The organism is Deinococcus metalli (assembly GCF_014201805.1).
GTDB lineage: Bacteria > Deinococcota > Deinococci > Deinococcales > Deinococcaceae > Deinococcus > Deinococcus metalli.
Map to the genome: position 1 here is coordinate 106,219 of NZ_JACHFK010000009.1, position 17,737 is coordinate 123,955.

At 71.8% G+C, this 17,737-nt stretch carries 20 protein-coding genes and 1 riboswitch; of the genes, 11 read left to right on the plus strand and 9 right to left on the minus strand.

What is annotated here, in order from left to right:
• Positions 1-9: 9 nt before the first annotated feature.
• Together HNQ07_RS16715 and HNQ07_RS16720 are read right to left on the minus strand one after the other, a co-directional pair.
• Positions 10-507 carry a gluconokinase gene (locus tag HNQ07_RS16715; protein ID WP_184113843.1) on the minus strand — a complete coding sequence of 166 codons (498 nt, stop codon included), beginning with the start codon at positions 505-507 and terminating at the stop codon, positions 10-12.
• 21 nt (positions 508-528) lie between these two features.
• Positions 529-1,434 (minus strand): DUF2268 domain-containing putative Zn-dependent protease, encoded by a 906-nt coding sequence (locus HNQ07_RS16720; protein WP_184113845.1) that lies wholly within the window; start codon positions 1,432-1,434, stop codon positions 529-531.
• 216 nt (positions 1,435-1,650) lie between these two features.
• Here HNQ07_RS16720 and HNQ07_RS16725 point away from each other — a divergent pair, with 216 nt between their 5' ends.
• Positions 1,651-3,261, plus strand: a complete 1,611-nt coding sequence (locus HNQ07_RS16725) for an ABC-F family ATP-binding cassette domain-containing protein (RefSeq protein WP_229832132.1) — start codon at positions 1,651-1,653, stop codon at positions 3,259-3,261.
• The gene (locus HNQ07_RS16730) at positions 3,258-3,695 is read left to right on the plus strand and encodes a cytidine deaminase family protein (RefSeq protein WP_221275141.1); all 438 of its coding nucleotides are present in this window, start codon (positions 3,258-3,260) and stop codon (positions 3,693-3,695) included. Before HNQ07_RS16725 ends, HNQ07_RS16730 begins: the two co-directional genes overlap by 4 nt.
• A 4-nt stretch (positions 3,696-3,699) precedes the next feature.
• On the opposite strand, the gene HNQ07_RS16735 is transcribed toward HNQ07_RS16730, so the two are convergent.
• Positions 3,700-4,677 carry a quinone oxidoreductase family protein gene (locus HNQ07_RS16735; RefSeq protein WP_184113847.1) on the minus strand — a complete coding sequence of 326 codons (978 nt, stop codon included), beginning with the start codon at positions 4,675-4,677 and terminating at the stop codon, positions 3,700-3,702.
• A 103-nt stretch (positions 4,678-4,780) separates the two neighbouring features.
• On the minus strand, positions 4,781-5,413 hold the full coding sequence (locus tag HNQ07_RS16740) for a nitroreductase family protein (RefSeq protein ID WP_184113849.1): 633 nt from the start codon (positions 5,411-5,413) through the stop codon (positions 4,781-4,783).
• A gap of 89 nt (positions 5,414-5,502) precedes the next feature.
• On the opposite strand from HNQ07_RS16740, the gene HNQ07_RS16745 reads away from it, so the two are divergent.
• The 3 genes from HNQ07_RS16745 to HNQ07_RS16755 all read left to right on the plus strand — a co-directional run bounded on the left by HNQ07_RS16745 (position 5,503) and on the right by HNQ07_RS16755 (position 6,735).
• Positions 5,503-5,850, plus strand: a complete 348-nt coding sequence (locus HNQ07_RS16745; RefSeq protein ID WP_184113851.1) for a winged helix-turn-helix transcriptional regulator — start codon at positions 5,503-5,505, stop codon at positions 5,848-5,850.
• 69 nt (positions 5,851-5,919) lie between these two features.
• Positions 5,920-6,147 (plus strand): hypothetical protein, encoded by a 228-nt coding sequence (locus tag HNQ07_RS16750; protein WP_184113853.1) that lies wholly within the window; start codon positions 5,920-5,922, stop codon positions 6,145-6,147.
• A gap of 42 nt (positions 6,148-6,189) precedes the next feature.
• The gene (locus HNQ07_RS16755) at positions 6,190-6,735 is read left to right on the plus strand and encodes a hypothetical protein (protein ID WP_184113855.1); all 546 of its coding nucleotides are present in this window, start codon (positions 6,190-6,192) and stop codon (positions 6,733-6,735) included.
• 52 nt (positions 6,736-6,787) lie between these two features.
• Here the strand turns inward: HNQ07_RS16755 and HNQ07_RS16760 are convergent, their stop codons facing one another.
• Positions 6,788-7,786 (minus strand): AraC family transcriptional regulator, encoded by a 999-nt coding sequence (locus tag HNQ07_RS16760; RefSeq protein WP_184113857.1) that lies wholly within the window; start codon positions 7,784-7,786, stop codon positions 6,788-6,790.
• Positions 7,783-8,586, minus strand: a complete 804-nt coding sequence (locus HNQ07_RS16765) for an oxidoreductase (RefSeq protein ID WP_184113859.1) — start codon at positions 8,584-8,586, stop codon at positions 7,783-7,785. Before HNQ07_RS16765 ends, HNQ07_RS16760 begins: the two co-directional genes overlap by 4 nt.
• A gap of 144 nt (positions 8,587-8,730) precedes the next feature.
• A riboswitch (ZMP/ZTP riboswitch) is annotated at positions 8,731-8,818 on the plus strand.
• 46 nt (positions 8,819-8,864) lie between these two features.
• Here HNQ07_RS16765 and purH point away from each other — a divergent pair.
• Both purH and HNQ07_RS16775 read left to right on the plus strand, forming a co-directional pair.
• Entirely contained in the window at positions 8,865-10,412 is a 1,548-nt protein-coding gene (gene purH / locus HNQ07_RS16770) for a bifunctional phosphoribosylaminoimidazolecarboxamide formyltransferase/IMP cyclohydrolase (protein WP_184113861.1), read from the plus strand.
• The gene (locus tag HNQ07_RS16775) at positions 10,412-11,290 is read left to right on the plus strand and encodes a bifunctional 5,10-methylenetetrahydrofolate dehydrogenase/5,10-methenyltetrahydrofolate cyclohydrolase (RefSeq protein WP_184113863.1); all 879 of its coding nucleotides are present in this window, start codon (positions 10,412-10,414) and stop codon (positions 11,288-11,290) included. The genes purH and HNQ07_RS16775 overlap by 1 nt, the downstream gene beginning before the upstream one ends.
• Positions 11,291-11,391: 101 nt before the next feature.
• On the opposite strand, the gene HNQ07_RS16780 is transcribed toward HNQ07_RS16775, so the two are convergent.
• On the minus strand, positions 11,392-12,723 hold the full coding sequence (locus tag HNQ07_RS16780) for a glycosyltransferase (protein ID WP_184113865.1): 1,332 nt from the start codon (positions 12,721-12,723) through the stop codon (positions 11,392-11,394).
• A 103-nt stretch (positions 12,724-12,826) separates the two neighbouring features.
• On the opposite strand from HNQ07_RS16780, the gene gltX reads away from it, so the two are divergent.
• Positions 12,827-14,248 carry a glutamate--tRNA ligase gene (gene gltX, locus HNQ07_RS16785; protein ID WP_184113867.1) on the plus strand — a complete coding sequence of 474 codons (1,422 nt, stop codon included), beginning with the start codon at positions 12,827-12,829 and terminating at the stop codon, positions 14,246-14,248.
• Positions 14,249-14,258: 10 nt separating this feature from the next.
• A complete protein-coding gene (locus tag HNQ07_RS16790; protein ID WP_184113869.1) occupies positions 14,259-14,612 on the plus strand; it encodes a DUF1304 domain-containing protein in 354 nt (117 codons plus the stop codon).
• 3 nt (positions 14,613-14,615) lie between these two features.
• On the opposite strand, the gene HNQ07_RS16795 is transcribed toward HNQ07_RS16790, so the two are convergent.
• The gene (locus HNQ07_RS16795; protein WP_184113871.1) at positions 14,616-15,017 is read right to left on the minus strand and encodes an META domain-containing protein; all 402 of its coding nucleotides are present in this window, start codon (positions 15,015-15,017) and stop codon (positions 14,616-14,618) included.
• A gap of 84 nt (positions 15,018-15,101) precedes the next feature.
• On the opposite strand from HNQ07_RS16795, the gene HNQ07_RS16800 reads away from it, so the two are divergent.
• Together HNQ07_RS16800 and HNQ07_RS16805 are read left to right on the plus strand one after the other, a co-directional pair.
• Positions 15,102-15,527, plus strand: a complete 426-nt coding sequence (locus tag HNQ07_RS16800; RefSeq protein WP_184113873.1) for a cobalamin B12-binding domain-containing protein — start codon at positions 15,102-15,104, stop codon at positions 15,525-15,527.
• 35 nt (positions 15,528-15,562) lie between these two features.
• Positions 15,563-16,711, plus strand: coding sequence for an MFS transporter (locus tag HNQ07_RS16805; protein ID WP_184113986.1), 1,149 nt, complete (start codon positions 15,563-15,565; stop codon positions 16,709-16,711).
• A gap of 194 nt (positions 16,712-16,905) precedes the next feature.
• Here HNQ07_RS16805 and pstB read toward each other — a convergent pair whose 3' ends face one another.
• Positions 16,906-17,679: a phosphate ABC transporter ATP-binding protein PstB gene (pstB, locus tag HNQ07_RS16810; protein ID WP_184113874.1), complete on the minus strand. Its 774-nt coding sequence runs from the start codon at positions 17,677-17,679 to the stop codon at positions 16,906-16,908.
• Positions 17,680-17,737: the final 58 nt, after the last annotated feature.

A 17,737-nucleotide genomic window follows, 5' to 3' on the forward strand; every position in this document is an offset into this window, starting at 1 on the left:
CGTCGCGTCCTAGGCCAGCTCCAGCGCCCGCACGACCTGTTCGACCTCCTGCTCCACCGGCCGGGCGATGTCCACCATCACGGCGTCGGTGGGCGGCTCCAGCGCCGCGAACTGACTGTCCAGCAGGCTGGGCGGCATGAAGTGCTGGCGCGCCCGCATGCGCGCCTCGATCAGCTCGCGCGGGCCGTGCACATGCACGAAGCGCACCCCGCCCAGGTCGCCGGTCAGGGTCTGCCGGTAGCGGTCCTTCAGGGCCGAGCACGCCAGCACCAGCGGCGAGCCCTCCCGCGCGTGCCGCGCGATCACGGCGTGCAGGGCCGCCAGCCACGGCGCGCGGTCGGCGTCGGTGAGGGGCTCACCGCGCGCCATCTTCTCCACGTTCGCCGGCGGGTGGAAGTCGTCGGCGTCCGCGAAGGCCCAGCCGAGCCGCGCGGCCAGGGCGCGGCCCAGCGTGGTCTTGCCGCTGCCCGAGACGCCCATGACGATGACCGCAGTGGTGGGGTGCATGTCACCGGAGCATAGCGGCCGTCACGCCCCAAACCACCCGGAGCCGGCAGCGATCTCCCGCCACGGAAGGTATGTGGCCTGCTCGACGGTCCGCCCGCTGCGGCGCAGGAAGTCCCGCACGACGTGGTAGCCCAGCGCGTAGCCGGCGTAGGGCGGCACGCCCAGGTCGCGGTGCCCGCCGTACTCCCGCATGACCGAATCCCCGAAGATGTACCCGCGCACCGTGGTGAAGTCCCGGTCGTCCAGTACCGCGCCGTAGCGGGGAGCCAGAGCGCGCAGGTCAGCCTCGCGCAGGGTGGTCGTCCACGAGCCGAGGCTGGCCTCGCCGTGCAGCTCGGCAGCGAAGACCTCGGCTAGGCCCTCGGCGACGAGGTACGCACCCAGGGTCATGGAAACTGTCCAGTCCGGCTGGGCAAAGCGCACGGCGTGGTGGAACTCGTGCGCGGCGATGGCGGGCAGCTTCGTGTGGTTCCACGTTCCGTCCGGTAAGCGCTGCGGCCACAGCGACAGCAGCACCCAGCCGGGCACGTTCGCCGCGCCGGTCACGCCGTCCGCGCCGAGGCCGCCGGGTTCCGCGAGGGTCACGGCGACGTGCAGGGGCGGCAGGTGGACGCCGTGCTCGGCAGGCCGCAGCGTGTCTCCGGCGTGCCGGACGGCGGCGAGGCAGGCCGCGACCACCCCGGCGGCCTCCACCTGCGCCGCGGCCTCCAGTCCCCGCGCGGCGCCGTGCTCGGGCCGGTACAGCTTCATCACGCGGGCGGCGGTCATGGCGGGGTCGCCGGTGGGCGGGGCGGACCGCAGCAGGCCCTCCCACACGGGCCGCAGCGGTTCGAGGACACGCTGACGGTACAGGGCGTCCTGCTGGGGCTCCGGGGCGGTCAGGACGGCGCGCAGGGCGTCCAGGGTGTTCACAGGACTGGTGGTCATGGCCCCACCCTGCGGCCTGACGCCGCGTGAGGCTCAAGTGCGCCGATTGGCCTAGCGCGCGTATCCGGCCGTATGCTGCGCGCAGCCCCAGGTTTCCTGGTGTTCCCCTGCCGTCCACTCAGAGGAGTCCGAAGTCTTGCGTCTGTAAGCCCTGCATCCACGGTCTGACGTTGCCGCCCGCTCTACGCGGGCTGGCCTGATCTGCAGGGAGTACATGTGCCTATTCAACTCAGAAAGGTCGCCCGGACATACGGCGACCGGTCAGTCTTCGAGGATGTGGAGCTGGACGTGGCGCCGGGCCTGCGCCTCGCCCTGGTGGGTGCCAACGGCAGCGGCAAGAGCACGCTGCTGCGCGTGATGGCCGGCCTGGACGCGCCGGATGCCGGCACGGCGCTGGTCACGGGCCGGGTGGCCCTGCTCGCCCAGCAGGAGGACCCGGGCATCGGCACGCTGCTGGACACGGTCACGCCCCCGGCGCTGCGCGCGGCCCAGGTGGCCTTCGACGCGGCCTCGGCGGCGCTGGAGGGCGGCTCCGAGGCGGCGCTCACGGCCTTCGCGGAGGCCGAGGAGACGTACCGGCTGGCCGGCGGCTACGACTTCGCGGGCCGTGCGGCGGCGGTGCTCGCGGGCCTGGGCCTGGACGCCGGGGCGGACGCGGCGCGGCTGTCGGGCGGGCAGGCGCGCCGGACGCTGCTCGCGCGGCTGCTGCTGTCGCCCGCCGACGTGTACCTGCTGGACGAGCCCACCAACCACCTCGACGCGGACGGCGCGCGCTGGCTGGAGGGCTGGATTCGCGCCTCGGGCGCGGCCTTCGTGCTCGCCAGCCACGACCGCGCCTTTCTGGACGCCGTGGCGACCCAGACGGCCGAGCTGGAACGCGGCCACCTGAGCGTGTACCCCGGCGGCTACTCGGAGGCGATGGCCCTGAAGGCCACGCTGCGGGAGGCGCAGGAACGGGACTTCGAGGCGTACCGCCGCAAGCGCGCCGCGCTGGACGAGGAACGCCGGCGTCAGGCGAGCAAGAGCGGCGTGCCGGAAAACCGCAACCGGGCGCGCGACAACGACAAGTTCCTGTCCACCTTCAAGAGCGAGCGGGGCCAGCAGATCTACTCCGCCCGCGCCAGGGCGATGCAGAAGCAGATCGACCGCCTGGATGCGCAGGCGACCGAGAAACCCTTCGCGGACCGCCGCACCCTGCGCCTGGAGTTGCCCCCGGTCCCGCCCGGCCCGGCGGAGGTGCTGACGGTGCAGGGGCTGCGCGTATGCCGGGACGGGCACCCGGTGCTGGACGGCGTGACTCTACACGCCCGGCGCGGCGAGAAGATCGCGCTGACCGGCCCGAACGGCGGCGGCAAGAGCACGTTGCTGGGCGCGCTCCTCGGCCAGTTCCCGCACGCGGGCACGGTGCACTGGGGCGCAAACCTCATGACATATGTGGCCGGGCAACACGGCGAGGAACTCTCGGGCCTGGACACAGTGGGGGACGCGCTGCTGGACGCGAACCCGCTGCTCACGCCCCACCAGCTGCACGAGGTCGCCGCGCAGCTGTGGCTGCCCGGTCCGGCCTCCACCCTGTCCAGCCTGTCGGGCGGGCAGCGCACCCGCCTGAGCCTCGCGCGGCTGAGCGTCACGCGGGCGCAGGTGCTGGTGCTGGACGAACCGACCAACCACCTGGACATCCGCATGATCGAGGCGCTGGAGGACGTGCTGCTGGCCTTTCCCGGCGCCGTGCTGTTCGCCAGCCACGACCGCACGCTGATCCGGAGGGTGGCGACGCGGGTGTGGCGCGTGGGCGGGGGCGGCGTGGAGGAGAATCCGGGATCATGACCGGCCCTGACTCCATGCTCGACGGTTCCCGGCCCCACGACGCGCTGATCGCCGAGGCGGCCGGCGCGCTGCGCCCCCACCGGGTGGGTGACCGCCTGTTCGGGGACGTCGCTTGCGTGCTGGTCAGCGGTTCCGGACAGCACTTCCACGGCGTGTGCATCGACACGGGCTCCGGCACCGGCTTCTGCGCCGAGCACGCCGCCATCGCGGCGATGGTGACGGCCGGCGAGTACTCCATCGCGTCCATCGTCGCGGTGTTGCGCCAAGAGGAGAGCGGCCAGCTGTCCGTGCTGCCGCCGTGTGGCCGCTGCCGGGAATTCATCCGCCAGATCGACCCCGGCAACATCGGCACGCAGGTGATCCTGGGCCGGGCCGAGGCGCGGCCGCTGGGCGACCTGTTGCCCCGCTGGGAGTGGCCCGAGCCGCTGACCTGAACCCTCAGCCCACGGTGAGCAGCACCTTGCCCTCCACCCGGCCGGACTCGACGATCCGGTGCGCCTCGGCCGCGCCTCGCAGGGGCACGCGCGCCCCGATGTGCACGCGCACGCCGCCGCGCGCCAGGACGTCCAGGGCCTCCAGCGTGGTCCGCCGCGCCTGCTCCGGGCGGTGCTGGCGCAGGGTGCCGTTGCTGTAGCCGATCACGGCGCGGCACTCGCGGTGCAGGGGCGCGGTGGGAATCAGGCCGGGCCGCCCGCCCGCGTGCCCATACGTCACGAGCCGCCCGAAGCGCGCGAGCACGCCCGCGCCGCGCTCGGCCGTGTCCCCGCCGACCGAGTCGAGAATCACGTCCACGCCGCGCCCGCCGGTGATGTCCTGCACGCGCGCGGCGAAGTCCTCCCGGTGGCGGTCGATCACGTCATCCACGCCCAGGTCCCGGACGAAGGCGGCGCGCGCCTCGCTGCCGACCACGCCGATGATGCGCCCCGCTCCCAGCGCGCGGGCGTACTGCACGGCGAGGTGCCCCACCCCGCCGCCCGCCGCGTGGATCAGCACGCTCTCGCCGGGCTCCAGCCGCGCGGCCGTGGTCAGGATGCCGTAGGCGGTGGCGAGCATCGTCAGCGCGGCAGCCGACTCATCGGGCACGCCGTCCGGCACGGGCAGACACAGTGTGGCGCTCGCCAGCACGTGCGTGGCGTAGCCGCCGCCCACCGGGTAACACGCGACCCGCTGCCCCACGCTCAGGCCGGTGACCCCATCACCCAGCGCGTCCACCACTCCCACCGCGTCCAGGCCGGGCGTGAAGGGCGGCGCGGCGTTGCCGTACCGGCCCTGACGCGCCAGCAGGTCGGCGTAGTTCACCCCGGTCAATGTGACGCGCACCCGCACCTGACCGGCCGCCGGCACCGGCAGGGGGCGCTCCTCCCAGGTCAGGACGTCCGGGCCGCCGAACGCGTGGACGGTGATCGCATGGCTCATGCCGTCCAGTCGACACGACAAGGCCGCCCCCGGGATGGGAGCGGCCTTCAGTGATTCCCGGTGTGCCCGCGGGCGCGGGCCCGACACCCGGACTCGGCAGAGGTCAGTAGAACTTCGTGATGCGCTCGACGCTGTGGCGGTGGTGCGGGAAGCCGTCCTCGGCGCGCTTGCCGACGGGCAGCAGGCCGGCGAACTGGACGTGCTCGGGCAGACCCAGCAGGTCGCGCACGGCCTGGGGGTTGAAGCCGAGCATGGGCACGGTGTCGTAGCCCAGGCTGCGGGCGGCGAGCATCAGGAAGCCGAAGGCGATGTTCGCCTGGGACAGACCCCACTGGCCGCGCTGGGCCACGTCCTGCCCACCGAAGACGTTGTTGAAGGTGTTGCGGATGTACTCGAGGCCCTGTTCCCCCATGCCGGGGTGGGCGATCTCGTCGACGGTGTTCAGGGTGTCTTCCATGTCGGAATAGACCACGATCACGGCGGGGGCGTTGCCGATCTGGGCCTGGCCGTAGGCGGCTTCCTGGAGCTTGGCCTTGACGTCCTGGCTCTGCACGACGGCGAAACGCCACGTCTGGGCGTTCCACGCGCTGGGGGCCAGGCTGGCGAGGCGCAGGATCTCGTGCAGGTCATCCTGGTTCATGGGTTCCTGGACGAACTTGCGGATGCTGCGGCGGGTCTGGATCGCCTCGGCAACGGTGTGGGCGGCGGTGGGGTGGACTTCGGTGGCGGTCGTCATGCCCGTCACCATAAACCCACTGCTTTACAAAGTCAAGCGGTGTGAGTTCGGCTGCACTTTAGTTCGCCGTTAGGTGTATGCTTTGTGTCATGAGCACGGAACACACTGGATTCTGCCCGGTCTACCGGGCGATCGGGGTGTTGCAGGAGAAGTGGGTGCTGCACATCGTCCGCTCCCTGTTGGACGGCGAGAAGGGCTTCAACGAACTCGCCCGCGCGGTCGGCGGCTGCAACAGCGCCACCCTCACCCAGCGGCTGGAGCACCTCGAGACCCTGCAGATCATCTCCAAGCGCACCGAGGACAGCCACGGCAAACTCGCCCGCAGCGTGTACTCGCTGACGCCCGCCGGGCGCGAACTGCAGGCGGTGATCGACGCCATCGACACCTGGGGCCGCGTCCATCTCCTTCCCCCGCTCCCCGACGCGCAGAGCGCGTAACGCGCCCCCTCGCCCGCACCCGGCCCCGCGCCGGGTGTTGTCGTGTCCTCCCCGTGGGACACTGCGCGCATGGTCGCTGCACTGCTCTTTATCGTGTTGCCGCTGGTGCTGATCGTGGTCGCGTGGCGCATGAAGCCGCTGGTGCCGCGCGACGGCCGGCCCGGCGACGCGGTCGGCGGGTCGCTCGCGGCGGGCGGCATGTTCGGCGGGCACGGCCTGGAGCCCGATGCCCGCAGCGTGCGTGAGGACACCGAGGCGCCCCGCTTCGACTTCTCGGACGTGAAGGCGCGTGAATGAAGGCCGAGGGCCGGCCCGGCGGCCCCGCCCTACGCTGAACGCATGAGCCTGAAAGACAACTTCAGCACGCAGGAGTGGTTCCAGATCATGACCGGCCCCGGCCGGGCGGGCGCCGCCGTGGTCGCCGCCAGTCCCAGCGGCCTGACCGGCCTGCTGGCCGAAGCGCAGGCGATTGCCGCCTCGATCCGCGAGAGCGTGAGCAGCGCCGGGCGCACGCCGCTGATGGAAGCGATGGCCGCCGACCTGCTCGGCAAGGGCCCCAACCCCGAGGAACTCAGGGACCTGCAGGGCGAACGTGCAAAGAACATGCAGGAGGCCGTCGAGCAGAACGTGCAGGCCGTGCGGCAGGCAGTGTGGCTGGTGTCCGCCAAGACCAGCCCCGAGGACGCCCAGGCGTACCGGGACATGCTGATGCAGGTCGCGGAGCGCACCGCGCAGGCGGCCAAGGAAGGCGGGTTCCTCGGCATCGGCGGCGAGCAGGTGAACGACAAGGAACGCGACGTCCTCGCGGAGTTGCAGGGGGTGATCCGGGGCACCGGCCAGGGCACGGCACTGACCACACCGGACGCCAGCGGGAACGCCACCTGATCGCACGTCGGGGCGCCCCCTCGACTTGATGTGGGCATCGCCCGGCCCACCGTCAGGTGAGCACCCGCCGCACGGTGTCGGGGGTCACGCCGGTCCACTCGCGGAACGCGCGGAAAAACGAATTGGGGTCGGTGAAGCCGAGCAGGAAGGCGATCTCGGCACCGGACAGTACCGTCCGGGTCAGGTAATGCCTCGCCAGCTTCTCGCGGGTGACGTTGATCAGCGCGCGGAAGGTCACGCCCTCTGCGTCCAGCCGGCGCTGAAGGGTGCGTGTGCTGACGTTCAGCCGGGCCGCCACGACGTCGATGCCGGCGGCCCCGCCCGGCAGCAGTTCCAGCAGCACGGCGCTGACCCGCTCGCCCATGCTCGCCCGGTCGCCGATGTCGCTCAGGCGCCGGCGCAGCTCGGGCTCGAAGACCTGCCACATCGCCGCGTTCTCGGTCAGGAAGGGTCTCACCGCGTCCGTGGCGCCGAAGGTGATGCTGGGCCGCTCACCCCGCGTGACGCGCACGCCGAAGAACTCGGTGTAGGCCGGCATGTGGCTCCTCGCGGGCAGATCGGGGAGCGTCACCTCCAGCGCCGGCACCCGATCCCGCGTGGCCATGCGCGCCAGCCGCACGAAGAAGGCCAGTTCGGTCACCGTGACGATCACGGGCACGTCGCCCACGGCCTCCAGCCAGCGCGGTGTCAGGGTGAGGGTGCCGGAGGGCGAGGCCCGCACGTCCAGTTCCATCGGGGCGATCAGGGCCTTGTACGTGGCCAGTCGGTGCGCGGCCTGCACGAGGGTGGCGCTGCACAGCGCGGCGAACAGCGGCGGACTGAAGAGTTCCGTGGTGATCGTCTCCATCACCCGCAGGGGCAGCAGCGGATCACGCACCTCCGCCTCCAGGCCGAGCCAGAAGCGGAAATACTCCCCGGTGTCCAGGCCCTGACCGGGCCGCGAGAAGAGGTCGTCCGGCAGCCCGGCGCGGCGCAGGACGGCCAACTCGCGCACGTTCAGGTCACGCAGGAGCGTGCGCCAGCCGAGTTCCACCGCGAACCGGCGGGTCATCCCCGGCCGAACGGGGCCATGATCACCCGGTCGTACACGCGGTCGCCCAGGTGCTTGCGGATGAACATCAGGGGCCGGGCCAGGCTGCCGGCGACGTAGCGCGTCCTCGGCCGCCTGGCCGTCACCGCCCGGCTGATCGCGCCGGCGACGACGTCCGGCTTCGACATGGGCGCGGTGGCGCCGGCGACCGCGTGGGCCAGCCGCGCGTACGGGCCACTTCCCGAGCGTTCCAGCATGGGCCCCGTCATCACGGTCCCGAACTCCGTGCCGATGATGCCGGGCTCGATCAGCACCACGTCGATACCGAACGGCGCGAGTTCCAGACGCAGGGCGTCACTCCAGCCCTCGACCGCGTGTTTGGTCGCGTGATACCACGCCCCCAGCGGCGTGTAGATGCGCCCACCCATCGAGGACGTGATGATGATCCGGCCGCGGCCCTGCCCCCGCATCACGGGAATGACCAGCTGGGTCAGGCGGGCCATGCCGAACACGTTCACCTCGAACTGAGAGCGGGCGTCCTCGAGGGTGGTCTCCTCCACCGAGCCGTACATGCCGAATCCGGCGTTGTTGATCAGCACGTCCAGCCCACCGTGCTGGGCGGTAATCCGCTCGACGGCGGCCGTGATCTCGTCCTCGCGGGTGATGTCCAGCCGCAGGGGCAGCGCACCCCTGGCCTGCAGGTCCTGCATGGCCTCGGTGCGGCGGGCCGCGACATAGACGGTGTGGCCCTCGTTCAGGAGGCGCTGCGCCGCCGCCTTGCCGATGCCCGACGAGGCGCCCGTGATCAGGATGATGCTCATGCCGCGGCTCCGCGGCCGTACCGGTGCGTGGTCTTCATGCCCCCAGCGTAGGCGGGCGGACACGCCAGGTCACTGGCGAACGGCGCTACCATGGCTGCCAAAGGCGCCACTCCCCCGCCCCGGGCGGATGCTCTATGCTGGGCGCAGCGCGGGGGCGACTGGCGCTGAACGTGGGCCGACCACGGGGGAGCCCCTGGACATGACTTCGTGATCGCGCGCCTGGGTCGGACGCTCTCCCCTGCGGGGCGGGCGGTTCGCTGCACCGGAGGACATGACATATGGCGAGACGGGCCCTGATTTCCGTGAGCGACAAGACCGGCGTGATCGAGTTCGCGCGGCAGCTCGAGCAGCGCGGCTGGGAGATCCTCAGCACCGGCGGCACCTACGCCTCGATCACCGGCGCGGGCATCCCGGCGCGGCAGGTGAGCGACGTGACCGGCTTTCCCGAGATGCTCGACGGCCGCGTGAAGACCCTGCACCCGGCCGTCCACGGCGGCATCCTCGCCCGGCGCGACGAGGACCATCTGGGGCAGCTCCAGGAGCACGGCATCGGCACGATTGACCTGGTATGCGTGAACCTGTACCCCTTCCGGGAGACGGTGGCGCGCGGCGCCCCCTTCGACGAGGTGATCGAGAACATCGACATCGGCGGGCCTGCCATGATCCGCTCGGCCGCGAAGAACCACGCGGGCGTGCTGGTGCTGGTCGATCCGGCCGATTACCCGCTGGCCCTGGCGGACGCGGTTTCGGACACGGACCGCAAGCGCCTGGCGGCCAAGGCCTACCGGCACACCAGCGAATACGACGCCGCCATCACCGCGTACCTGGAGGGCACCTCCGACGAATTGCCGACCGGCCTGCCGCAGACGCTGACGCTGACCCTCGACAAGGCCGCCGAGGTGCGGTACGGCGAGAACCCGCACCAGCCCGGCGCGATCTACCGCCTGGGCAGCGCACGCGGGCCGGTCATCGACGCGCAGGTGGTGTCGGGCAAGCCCATGAGTTTCAACAACTTCACGGACGCCGACGCCGCGTGGACGCTGTGCCAGGAACTCTCGGCGCAGGAGGCCGCCGTGCCGGAGCACGCGGCGGTGTGCGTGGCCGTCAAGCACGCCAACCCCTGCGGCGTGGCCCTGGCCGGGGACGTGAAGTCGGCGTGGGAACGCGCCCGTGACGCCGACACCCTGAGCGTGTTCGGCGGCGTGGTCGCGGTGAACCGGCCCGTGGATCTGGCGGCGGCACAGAGCATGCGCGGCACCTTCCTGGAGGTGCTGATCGCGCCGGACGTGAGTGCCGAGGCCACCGCGTGGTTCGCCGAAAAGAAGCCCGACCTGCGCGTGCTGATCGCCGGCCCCAGCGAGCACGTGAGCGTGCTGGACGTGCGGCCCCTGACCGGCGGCTTCGCCGTGCAGGAGCGGGATACCCGCCCGTGGGACGACCTGTGCCCCGAGACGGTCACGACGCGCGAACCGACCGAGCAGGAGTGGCTCGACCTGCGCTTCGCGTGGGCGACCGTGAAGCACGCCCGCAGCAACGCGGTCGTGATCGCCAGGGGCGGCGTGACGGTCGGCCTGGGCGCCGGCGCGGTCAGCCGCATCTGGGCCGCCGAGCGCGCCGTGGCGAACGCGGGCGAGGGCGCGCGGGGCGCGGTGCTGGCGTCCGAGGCGTTCTTCCCCTTCGACGACGTGGTGCGCCTCGCCGCGCAGGCAGGCGTGAGCGCCATCCTGCAACCCGGCGGCGCCAAGCGCGACCCCGAGGTGATCGCCGCGTGCAACGAACTGGGCCTGAGCATGGTGTTCACCGGCTCGCGGCACTTCAAGCACTGATGTCGGGGGCGCACCCCCAGGCCCTGACGGGCAAGCATCTGGCCGAGGGGGTCATGGCCGGGGTCCGGAGCGCGCTGACGCAGTGGGCGCAGGCCCCGGAGCCGTTCCAGCCGCACCTGGTGAGTGTGCTGGCCTCCAGCGACCCGGCGTCGGCAGTGTACGTGGACGCCAAGGCGCGGCGGGCACGCAAGCTGGGCGTGGCGTTCAGCGTGCGCGACCTGGGGGCCGGAGCCACGCAGGCCGAGTTGCATGCCGCGCTGGAATCCCTTTCCACCGACGAAACCGTGCACGGCATCATGCTGGAGCTGCCGCTGGCCGCCGGCCTGGACGCCGACGAGGCGCTGCTGCATGTCGCTCACCGCAAGGACGTAGAGGGCCTGACGCCCGGCAACCTGGCCCTGATCGCGGCGGGCCGCGAGCCCGAGGCACTGCTGCCGCCCACGCCGCGCTCGGTGCGCTTCCTGCTGCGCTCTGTCCTGGGCGACGACCTGCGCGGCCTGCGGGTGGCGGTGGTCGGGCCGGGGCGCACGGTGGGCCGCCCGCTGACCTTCATGCTGAACAACCGGGGCGTGACCGTGACGGTGTGCAACGAGCACACGCGCGACCTGCCGGGCGTGCTGGCCGGGGTGGACGCGGTGGTCGTGGCGGTGGGCCGCGCGGGCCTGCTGCGCCCGGAGCACGTGCAGCCGCACCACGTGGTGATCGACGCCGGGATCAACGTGAAGGCCGGGGGCGGCGTGGAGGGCGACGCTGTGCCGGAGCTGCCGGTGCGCGCCCAGTCCCCCGTACCGGGCGGCGTGGGGCCCCTGACCAGCGCGCTGACGTACCAGAACCTCGTGCGGGCCGTGCGGCTGCAGCGGGGCGAACCGGTCGCGTAGGGTGTGGCTGAAGCAGGGCTGACCGCGACCGCCACTCAACATGGGCTCCAATCACAAGACACCGGGCCTTCACCCGGTGTCTTCCATGCAGGCGCCTGCGGTCAGTCCGTGCCGTACTGCCGCGCGTCGGCCCGGGGCTCGGCCCGGTGCGGAGCGGGGTCCGGCGCGACCTCGTCGTGGCGCTCGCTCTTGTACCACGCGCGTTTGCCGGTGAAATGGTTCCAGTACGCCAGCGGCATGTTGCCCAGCAGCGCCACCGAGTAGATCGGCAGGCTCAGCAGCGTGTACGGCACCGCCCACCAGGCCAGCCGGCGCTCGGCGCGGTAACGCAGCGCCCAGTTGAGTTGCAGGGCCAGCGGCAGCACCGTGAGCAGCACGCCCACCCAGCCGGGCAGCCACAGGCCCTGCCACCCGGTCACGCGGCGCAGGCCCTGGCTGGCCATGGACACGATCAGGATCAGGTTCAGCCACGGCGCCAGGATGAAGTAGCTGAAGTCCACGCGAGTCAGCAGGGACGCGGGCCGCTGCCACAGTTTGGGCAGGTAGGCCAGGCACTGCATGGTGCCCTGGGTCCAGCGCGCCCGCTGCCGCACGAACTGCCGCAGGTCGAGCACGCCCTGCTGCTGCACGTGTGCCGTCAGGTAGGCCACGCGGTGCCGGGGGTCGTGCAGGCGCACCTCGACGGCGCTGGCGAAGTCTTCGAGCAGCACGTCCGGCCACGGGTCCACGCCGCGCGCGAGCTGATCGGCCACGTAGCTGGCGCGCATGCACTGGCCGTTGCCGGTGAGTGACGCCGTGCCGCCCAGCGTGCGGTAGCGCTGGATGTGCCCGGTGATGAAGGCCTCCAGGTCCTGCTGGAACAGCAGCATCCGGCCCGCGACGCCGCGCCACCCGGCGGGCGCGCCACTCTGCCGGAAGCGCATCCAGCCCTGCGCGGCCATCACGTGCGGGTCCGCGAAGGCCCCGCGCACCTGCGGCGCGAAGTCCGGGCCGATGCGGCCGTCGGCGTCCACGACCACGAGCACCGTGTCCTCCAGCGGATGCGCCGTCAGCTGCGGGTCCTGCAGGAGCTGCCGCACGGCCCAGTTCATGGCCCGGCCCTTGTTCTGCCGCGCCTCGGGCGGGCGGCGGCGCAGCAGCAGCACGTGTGGGTCGCGCTGCGCCGCCGCCTCGACCAGGGCGGCGGTGCGGTCGTCGCTGGCGTCGTCGATCACCACGACGCGGGCGTCCGGCACCGCCGCGCGCAGGTTCTCCAGGGTGGGCACGATCACCTGCGCCTCGTTCAGCGCCGGGATCAGGAACACCAGCCGCGCGCCGTGGTGCCGCTGTGGGGGTCGGGGCGCGGGACGGGTGGCGGCGAGCGTCTGCTGGATCACGTACGCTGCGAAGAGAAGCAGGCCGAGCACGTCAAGGACAGTCAGGGCGTTCGTCAAGGGTCTCCCAGGGGGGCCGCCAGGGCGGCGCAACTCTCACATCATGCCTGATCACGGCCTGACTTGACCAGGGGGCTGGATGAGAAAACGTATCCTGTCCCGTATGTCTGTCGTGACCCGCATCGCTCCCAGCCCGACCGGCGACCCGCACGTGGGCACCGCGTACATCGGCCTATTCAACTTCATCCTGGCCCGCCAGGCGGGCGGAAGGTTCATCCTGCGCATCGAGGACACCGACCGTGGCCGCTACGTCGCGGACAGCGAGACGCGCATCTTCCGCATGATGCAGTGGCTGGGCCTGACCCCCGACGAGTCCCCTCTCCAGGGCGGCCCTAACGGCCCGTACCGGCAATCCGAGCGCATGGACCTGTACGGCGACTACGCCCGGCAGCTCGTCGCGTCCGGTCACGCGTATTACGCGTTCGAGACGCCGGACGAGCTGTCGGCGCTGCGCGAGGCGGCGCAGGCGGCCGGCCACGTGATCCACGTGCCGAGCCGGGACCTGGACGCGGCCGAGGCGCAGCGCCGGGTGGACGCGGGCGAGGCGGCCGTGATCCGCCTGAAGGTGCCGCGTGAGGGCGAGACGGTCGTGAACGACGTGCTGCGCGACCCGATCCACTTCCAGAACCGCGAGATCGACGACAAGGTGCTGCTCAAGGCCGACGGCTTTCCCACGTACCACCTCGCGAACGTGGTGGACGACCGCGCGATGGGCGTGACGCACGTGGTGCGCGCCGAGGAGTGGATCACGTCCACGCCCATCCACATCCTGCTGTACCGCGCCTTTTCGTGGCCCGAGCCGGTGTGGGCGCACATGCCGCTGCTGCGCAACGCCGACCGCAGCAAGATCAGCAAGCGCAAGAACCCCACCAGCGTCGAGTGGTACCAGCAGCAGGGCTTCTTGCCCGAGGCGCTGCTGAACTTCCTGGCGACCATGGGCTGGACGCACCCGGACGGCCGCGAGATCTTCGACCTGCCCGAACTCGAGCGGGTGTTCCGCGTGGAGGACGTGACGCTGGGCGGCCCGGTGTTCGATCAGGCCAGGCTGCGCTGGTACAACGGCAAGTACCTGCGCGAGGTGTTGACGGAGGACGACGTGGCCCGCCGCCTGCACGCGTTCCTGGCAGAGCACAAGTCGGACCTGCCGCTCGACGACCACTTCCGCGCCGTGACGCGCCTGATGACGCCGCGTATCGAGGTCTTCAGCGAGTTCCTCGACAAGACGCCGTACTTCTGGTCGGAGACCTACCCCGTGACCGAGAAGGCGCAGGCGGCCATCGACGGCGCGCGCGACGTGCTGCCGGACCTCACCGCCCGCCTGAAGAACGCGCCCGCCTTCGATGCCGTGAGCATCAAGGCGCTGTTCCAGACCTACGCCGAGGAGCAGGGCCTGAAGCTCGGCAAGGTGATGCCGCCGGTGCGCGCGGCCGTGGCCGGGACGCTGGAAAGCCCGGACCTGCCGGAGCTGCTCGCCACGCTGGGCCAGGAGCGCGTCGTGGCGCGGCTCACGCGGGCGCTGCCGTGAGCGCGGCGGCATGAGCGTGCTGGCAGGCGTGCTGGTCGCCGGGATCGCGCTGCTGCACGTGTACATCCTGGTGCTGGAGATGGTCCTGTGGGAGACACCGCGCGCCATGCGGGCCTTCGGCACAACCCCGGACTTCGCGCGGCAGACCCGCGCGCTGGCGGCCAACCAGGGCCTGTACAACGGCTTCCTGGCCGCCGGGCTGCTGTGGGGGCTGCTGATCCAGTCACCCTCGGTGCAACTGTTCTTCCTGAGCTGCGTGGCCGTGGCGGGGATCTACGGCGCGCTCACCGCCAACCGGCGCATCCTGTTCGTGCAGACGGTACCGGCCGCCGTGGCGATCCTGGCCGTGCTGCTGTCGCGCTGACGGTCACGGCCGGGCTCCGGACGTGAACTCCAGCCGGCCCGTACCGGCGTGCAGGATCAGGGTGGAGCCGCGCCACTCCACGCGCGTGACCCGCTCCAGCAGGGTGGTGAAGTCCTCGCGCAGCGCCAGCGCGTGGTCCGGGCAGAAGTCGCCGGTGCCGGCCTGCACGTTCCAGATGCGGACAGAGTTGCCGCTGATCGCCACGCGGGCGCGCAGCGGACTGCACCCCGTCGTGCCGGTCAGCCGCCCGCCGTGGACGGTGAAGGCGGGCCGGGCCATCCGCGTGCCGGGCACCCGCAGCCGGCCCCCGTCCGGCGTGAGGCCCGCGAGCGTCCAGCGTGGACCGGCGAAGGGCACGGGCAGGGGCGCGGTGGTCAGGGCGAGCACGGCCAGGATGCTCAGCATGACCGCAGTGTCCACGTCCGGCCTGATGCGGAGGTGAGGACGCTAGACTGCGTCCAAACGAGCGTTAGATCAGGAGGCACACACGTGACAGGAGACCGCCGAATTCGGGTGCTGATCGCCAAGCCCGGCATGGACGGCCACGACCGGGGCGCGAAGGTCGTGGCGCGCGCCCTGCGCGACGCGGGCATGGAAGTGATCTACACCGGCCTGCGCCAGACCGCCGAGATGATCGTGAACGCGGCCGTACAGGAGGACGTGGACGCCATCGGCCTGAGCGTGCTGTCGGGCGCGCACATGGTGTACTTCCGCGACGTCATGAGCCTGCTGCGCGAACAGGGCGCGGACGACATCATCGTGTTCGGCGGCGGCATCATCCCCGACCAGGACCTGCCGAAGTTGCAGGAGATCGGCGTGGGGCGCGTATTCACGCCGGGCGCGAGCACTGAGGACGCCGCCTCGTACCTGCGCGAAGCCGTGCAGGAGCGCTGGCGACAACAGGGCGGCGCGTGAGCGACGCCACCTACGGCGCGCCCGCCCGCTCAGACATGGGCCGCGTGCTGCCGCTGTACGCGGCCCAGGCGCTGGCGACCGGCGCGACCACGGTCAGCACGGTGCTCGCCAGCCTGATCATCAGCGGGCTGGCCAGTGAGACGCTGGCGGGGCTGCCCAGCACGCTGATCCAGACCTCCGGGGCGCTGTCGGCCGGGGCCTTCGGCGCGCTGATGCTGCGCGCCGGGCGGCGTACGGGCCTGGCAGCGGCCTTCACGCTGGGCGCGCTGGGGGCCGTGGTCGGCTTTCTGGGCGCCCGCGCGGGCATAACCCCGGTGTTCCTGCTGGGCGCGATGCTGATGGGCGGCGCGCAGGGCGGCTACCAGCAGGCCCGTTACGCCGCCGCCGAGAGCGTTCCGGAAGGGCGGCGCGGCCTGGCGCTGGGCGTGATGATGCTGATGAGCGTGCTGGGCTCGTTCGTGATCACCGGCTTCTCGCGGCCCATCGAGGCGCTGGGCCGGGCGCTGGGGAGCACGCCGGAGGTCGCCGGGTGGCTGGTCGGTGGAGGCCTGCTGGCGACCGCAGCCGGCCTGATGGTCGCGTGGAAGCCGCTGCGCCCGGCCCACCCGAACGCCGGCGCCGGCACGCCGCAGGCCCGGCTGGGCGCCCTCCAGGCGTTCCGCATTCCCGGCGTGCGCTCCACCGCGCTGGCCATGGCGACCGCGCAGGGCCTGATGGTCACGCTGATGAGCCTCACGCCGCTGCGCGCGCACCACATGGGCGTGGATCACGCGGGCGTGGCCGCGCTGATCTCGGGGCACATCCTGGGCATGTTCGGCTTCGGATGGCTGACCGGCCCGCTGATCGACCGCGTGGGCCTGCGCTTCGGATATGTGGGCGGCGCGGCCCTGCTGCTGGCCGCCGCCGTGACCGCTCCACTGACCGGCACCGCGTGGCTGGGCGTGTCCATGTTCCTGCTGGGCCTGGGCTGGAACCTGGCCTTCGTGGCGGGCAGCAAGGCCCTCACACGCTTCCCGGCCGCGCAGGGCATCACCGACAGCCTGGGCTTCGTGGCGTCCGGGCTGGGCACGTTGATCGGCGGCGTCGTGATCGCCCGGGTCGGCTTCCCGGTCCTGGCCGCCGCGTGCGCGGCGTGGGCGCTGCTGCCGCTGGTCAGCGCGTGGCGGGTGCGGCCGCCAACGTGAACCAGCACTCTGGGCACCAGACCCGCCAGCCCAGCAAGCTGGGTAGCAGCCACGCATGGATGGAGTGACGCTGAGGGCCGCGTCGTGAGGATGCGCCCAGCGTCCGGCCGCCCCGAGTGACCTGGGCCACGACGAACGCGCCGCCCTGATCCCAGAAGGCGGCGCGCGTCATGCCCGGAATGTCGGCCCGGCGCTTACCCGAAGCGTCCGCTCACGTAGGCCTCGGTGCGCTCGTCGCGGGGGCTGGTGAAGATCTGGTCGGTCACGCCGTGCTCGACCATGTCGCCCACCAGGAAGAACGACGTGGTGTCGCTCACTCGGGCGGCCTGGTGCATGTTGTGCGTGACGATCACGATGGTCGTGACCTTCTTCAGCTCCGACATCAGGTCCTCGATCTTGGCGGTGCTGGCCGGGTCCAGGGCGCTGGTGGGCTCGTCCATGAGCAGGATCTCGGGCTCGACCGCCAGGGCGCGGGCGATGCACAATCTCTGCTGCTGCCCGCCGGACAGGCCGGTGGCGGGCGTGTTCAGGCGGTCCTTGACTTCCGTCCACAGCGCCGCGCCCTTGAGGCTGCGCTCCGCGACCTGCATCAGCTGGGCGCGGTCGCGCACGCCGCTGAGTTTCAGGCCCGACACGACGTTGTCGAACACGCTCATGGTCGGGAAGGGATTGGGCTTCTGGAAGACCATGCCCACGCGGCGGCGCATGCTGACCGGGTCGACGGCCGGGTCGTAGATGTCCTGGCCGTCCAGCAGGATCTTGCCGGCAACGCGCGCGCCGGGCGTCAGGTCGTGCATGCGGTTGATGGCGCGCAGGAAGGTGGTCTTGCCGCAGCCGGACGGGCCGATCAGGGCGTTCACGGTGCCCCGGCGGAAATCCAGGCTGACGCTTTTCACGGCGCGGTTCTCGCCGTAGAAGATGTCGACATTCTGGGCGCTGAGGATCACGGGGGAGGTGGACTGGGTCATGTCAGGGGACTCCTGGGACGTGGGCTCTGGGCGATGAGCGCTGAGGGAAAACCGGTGG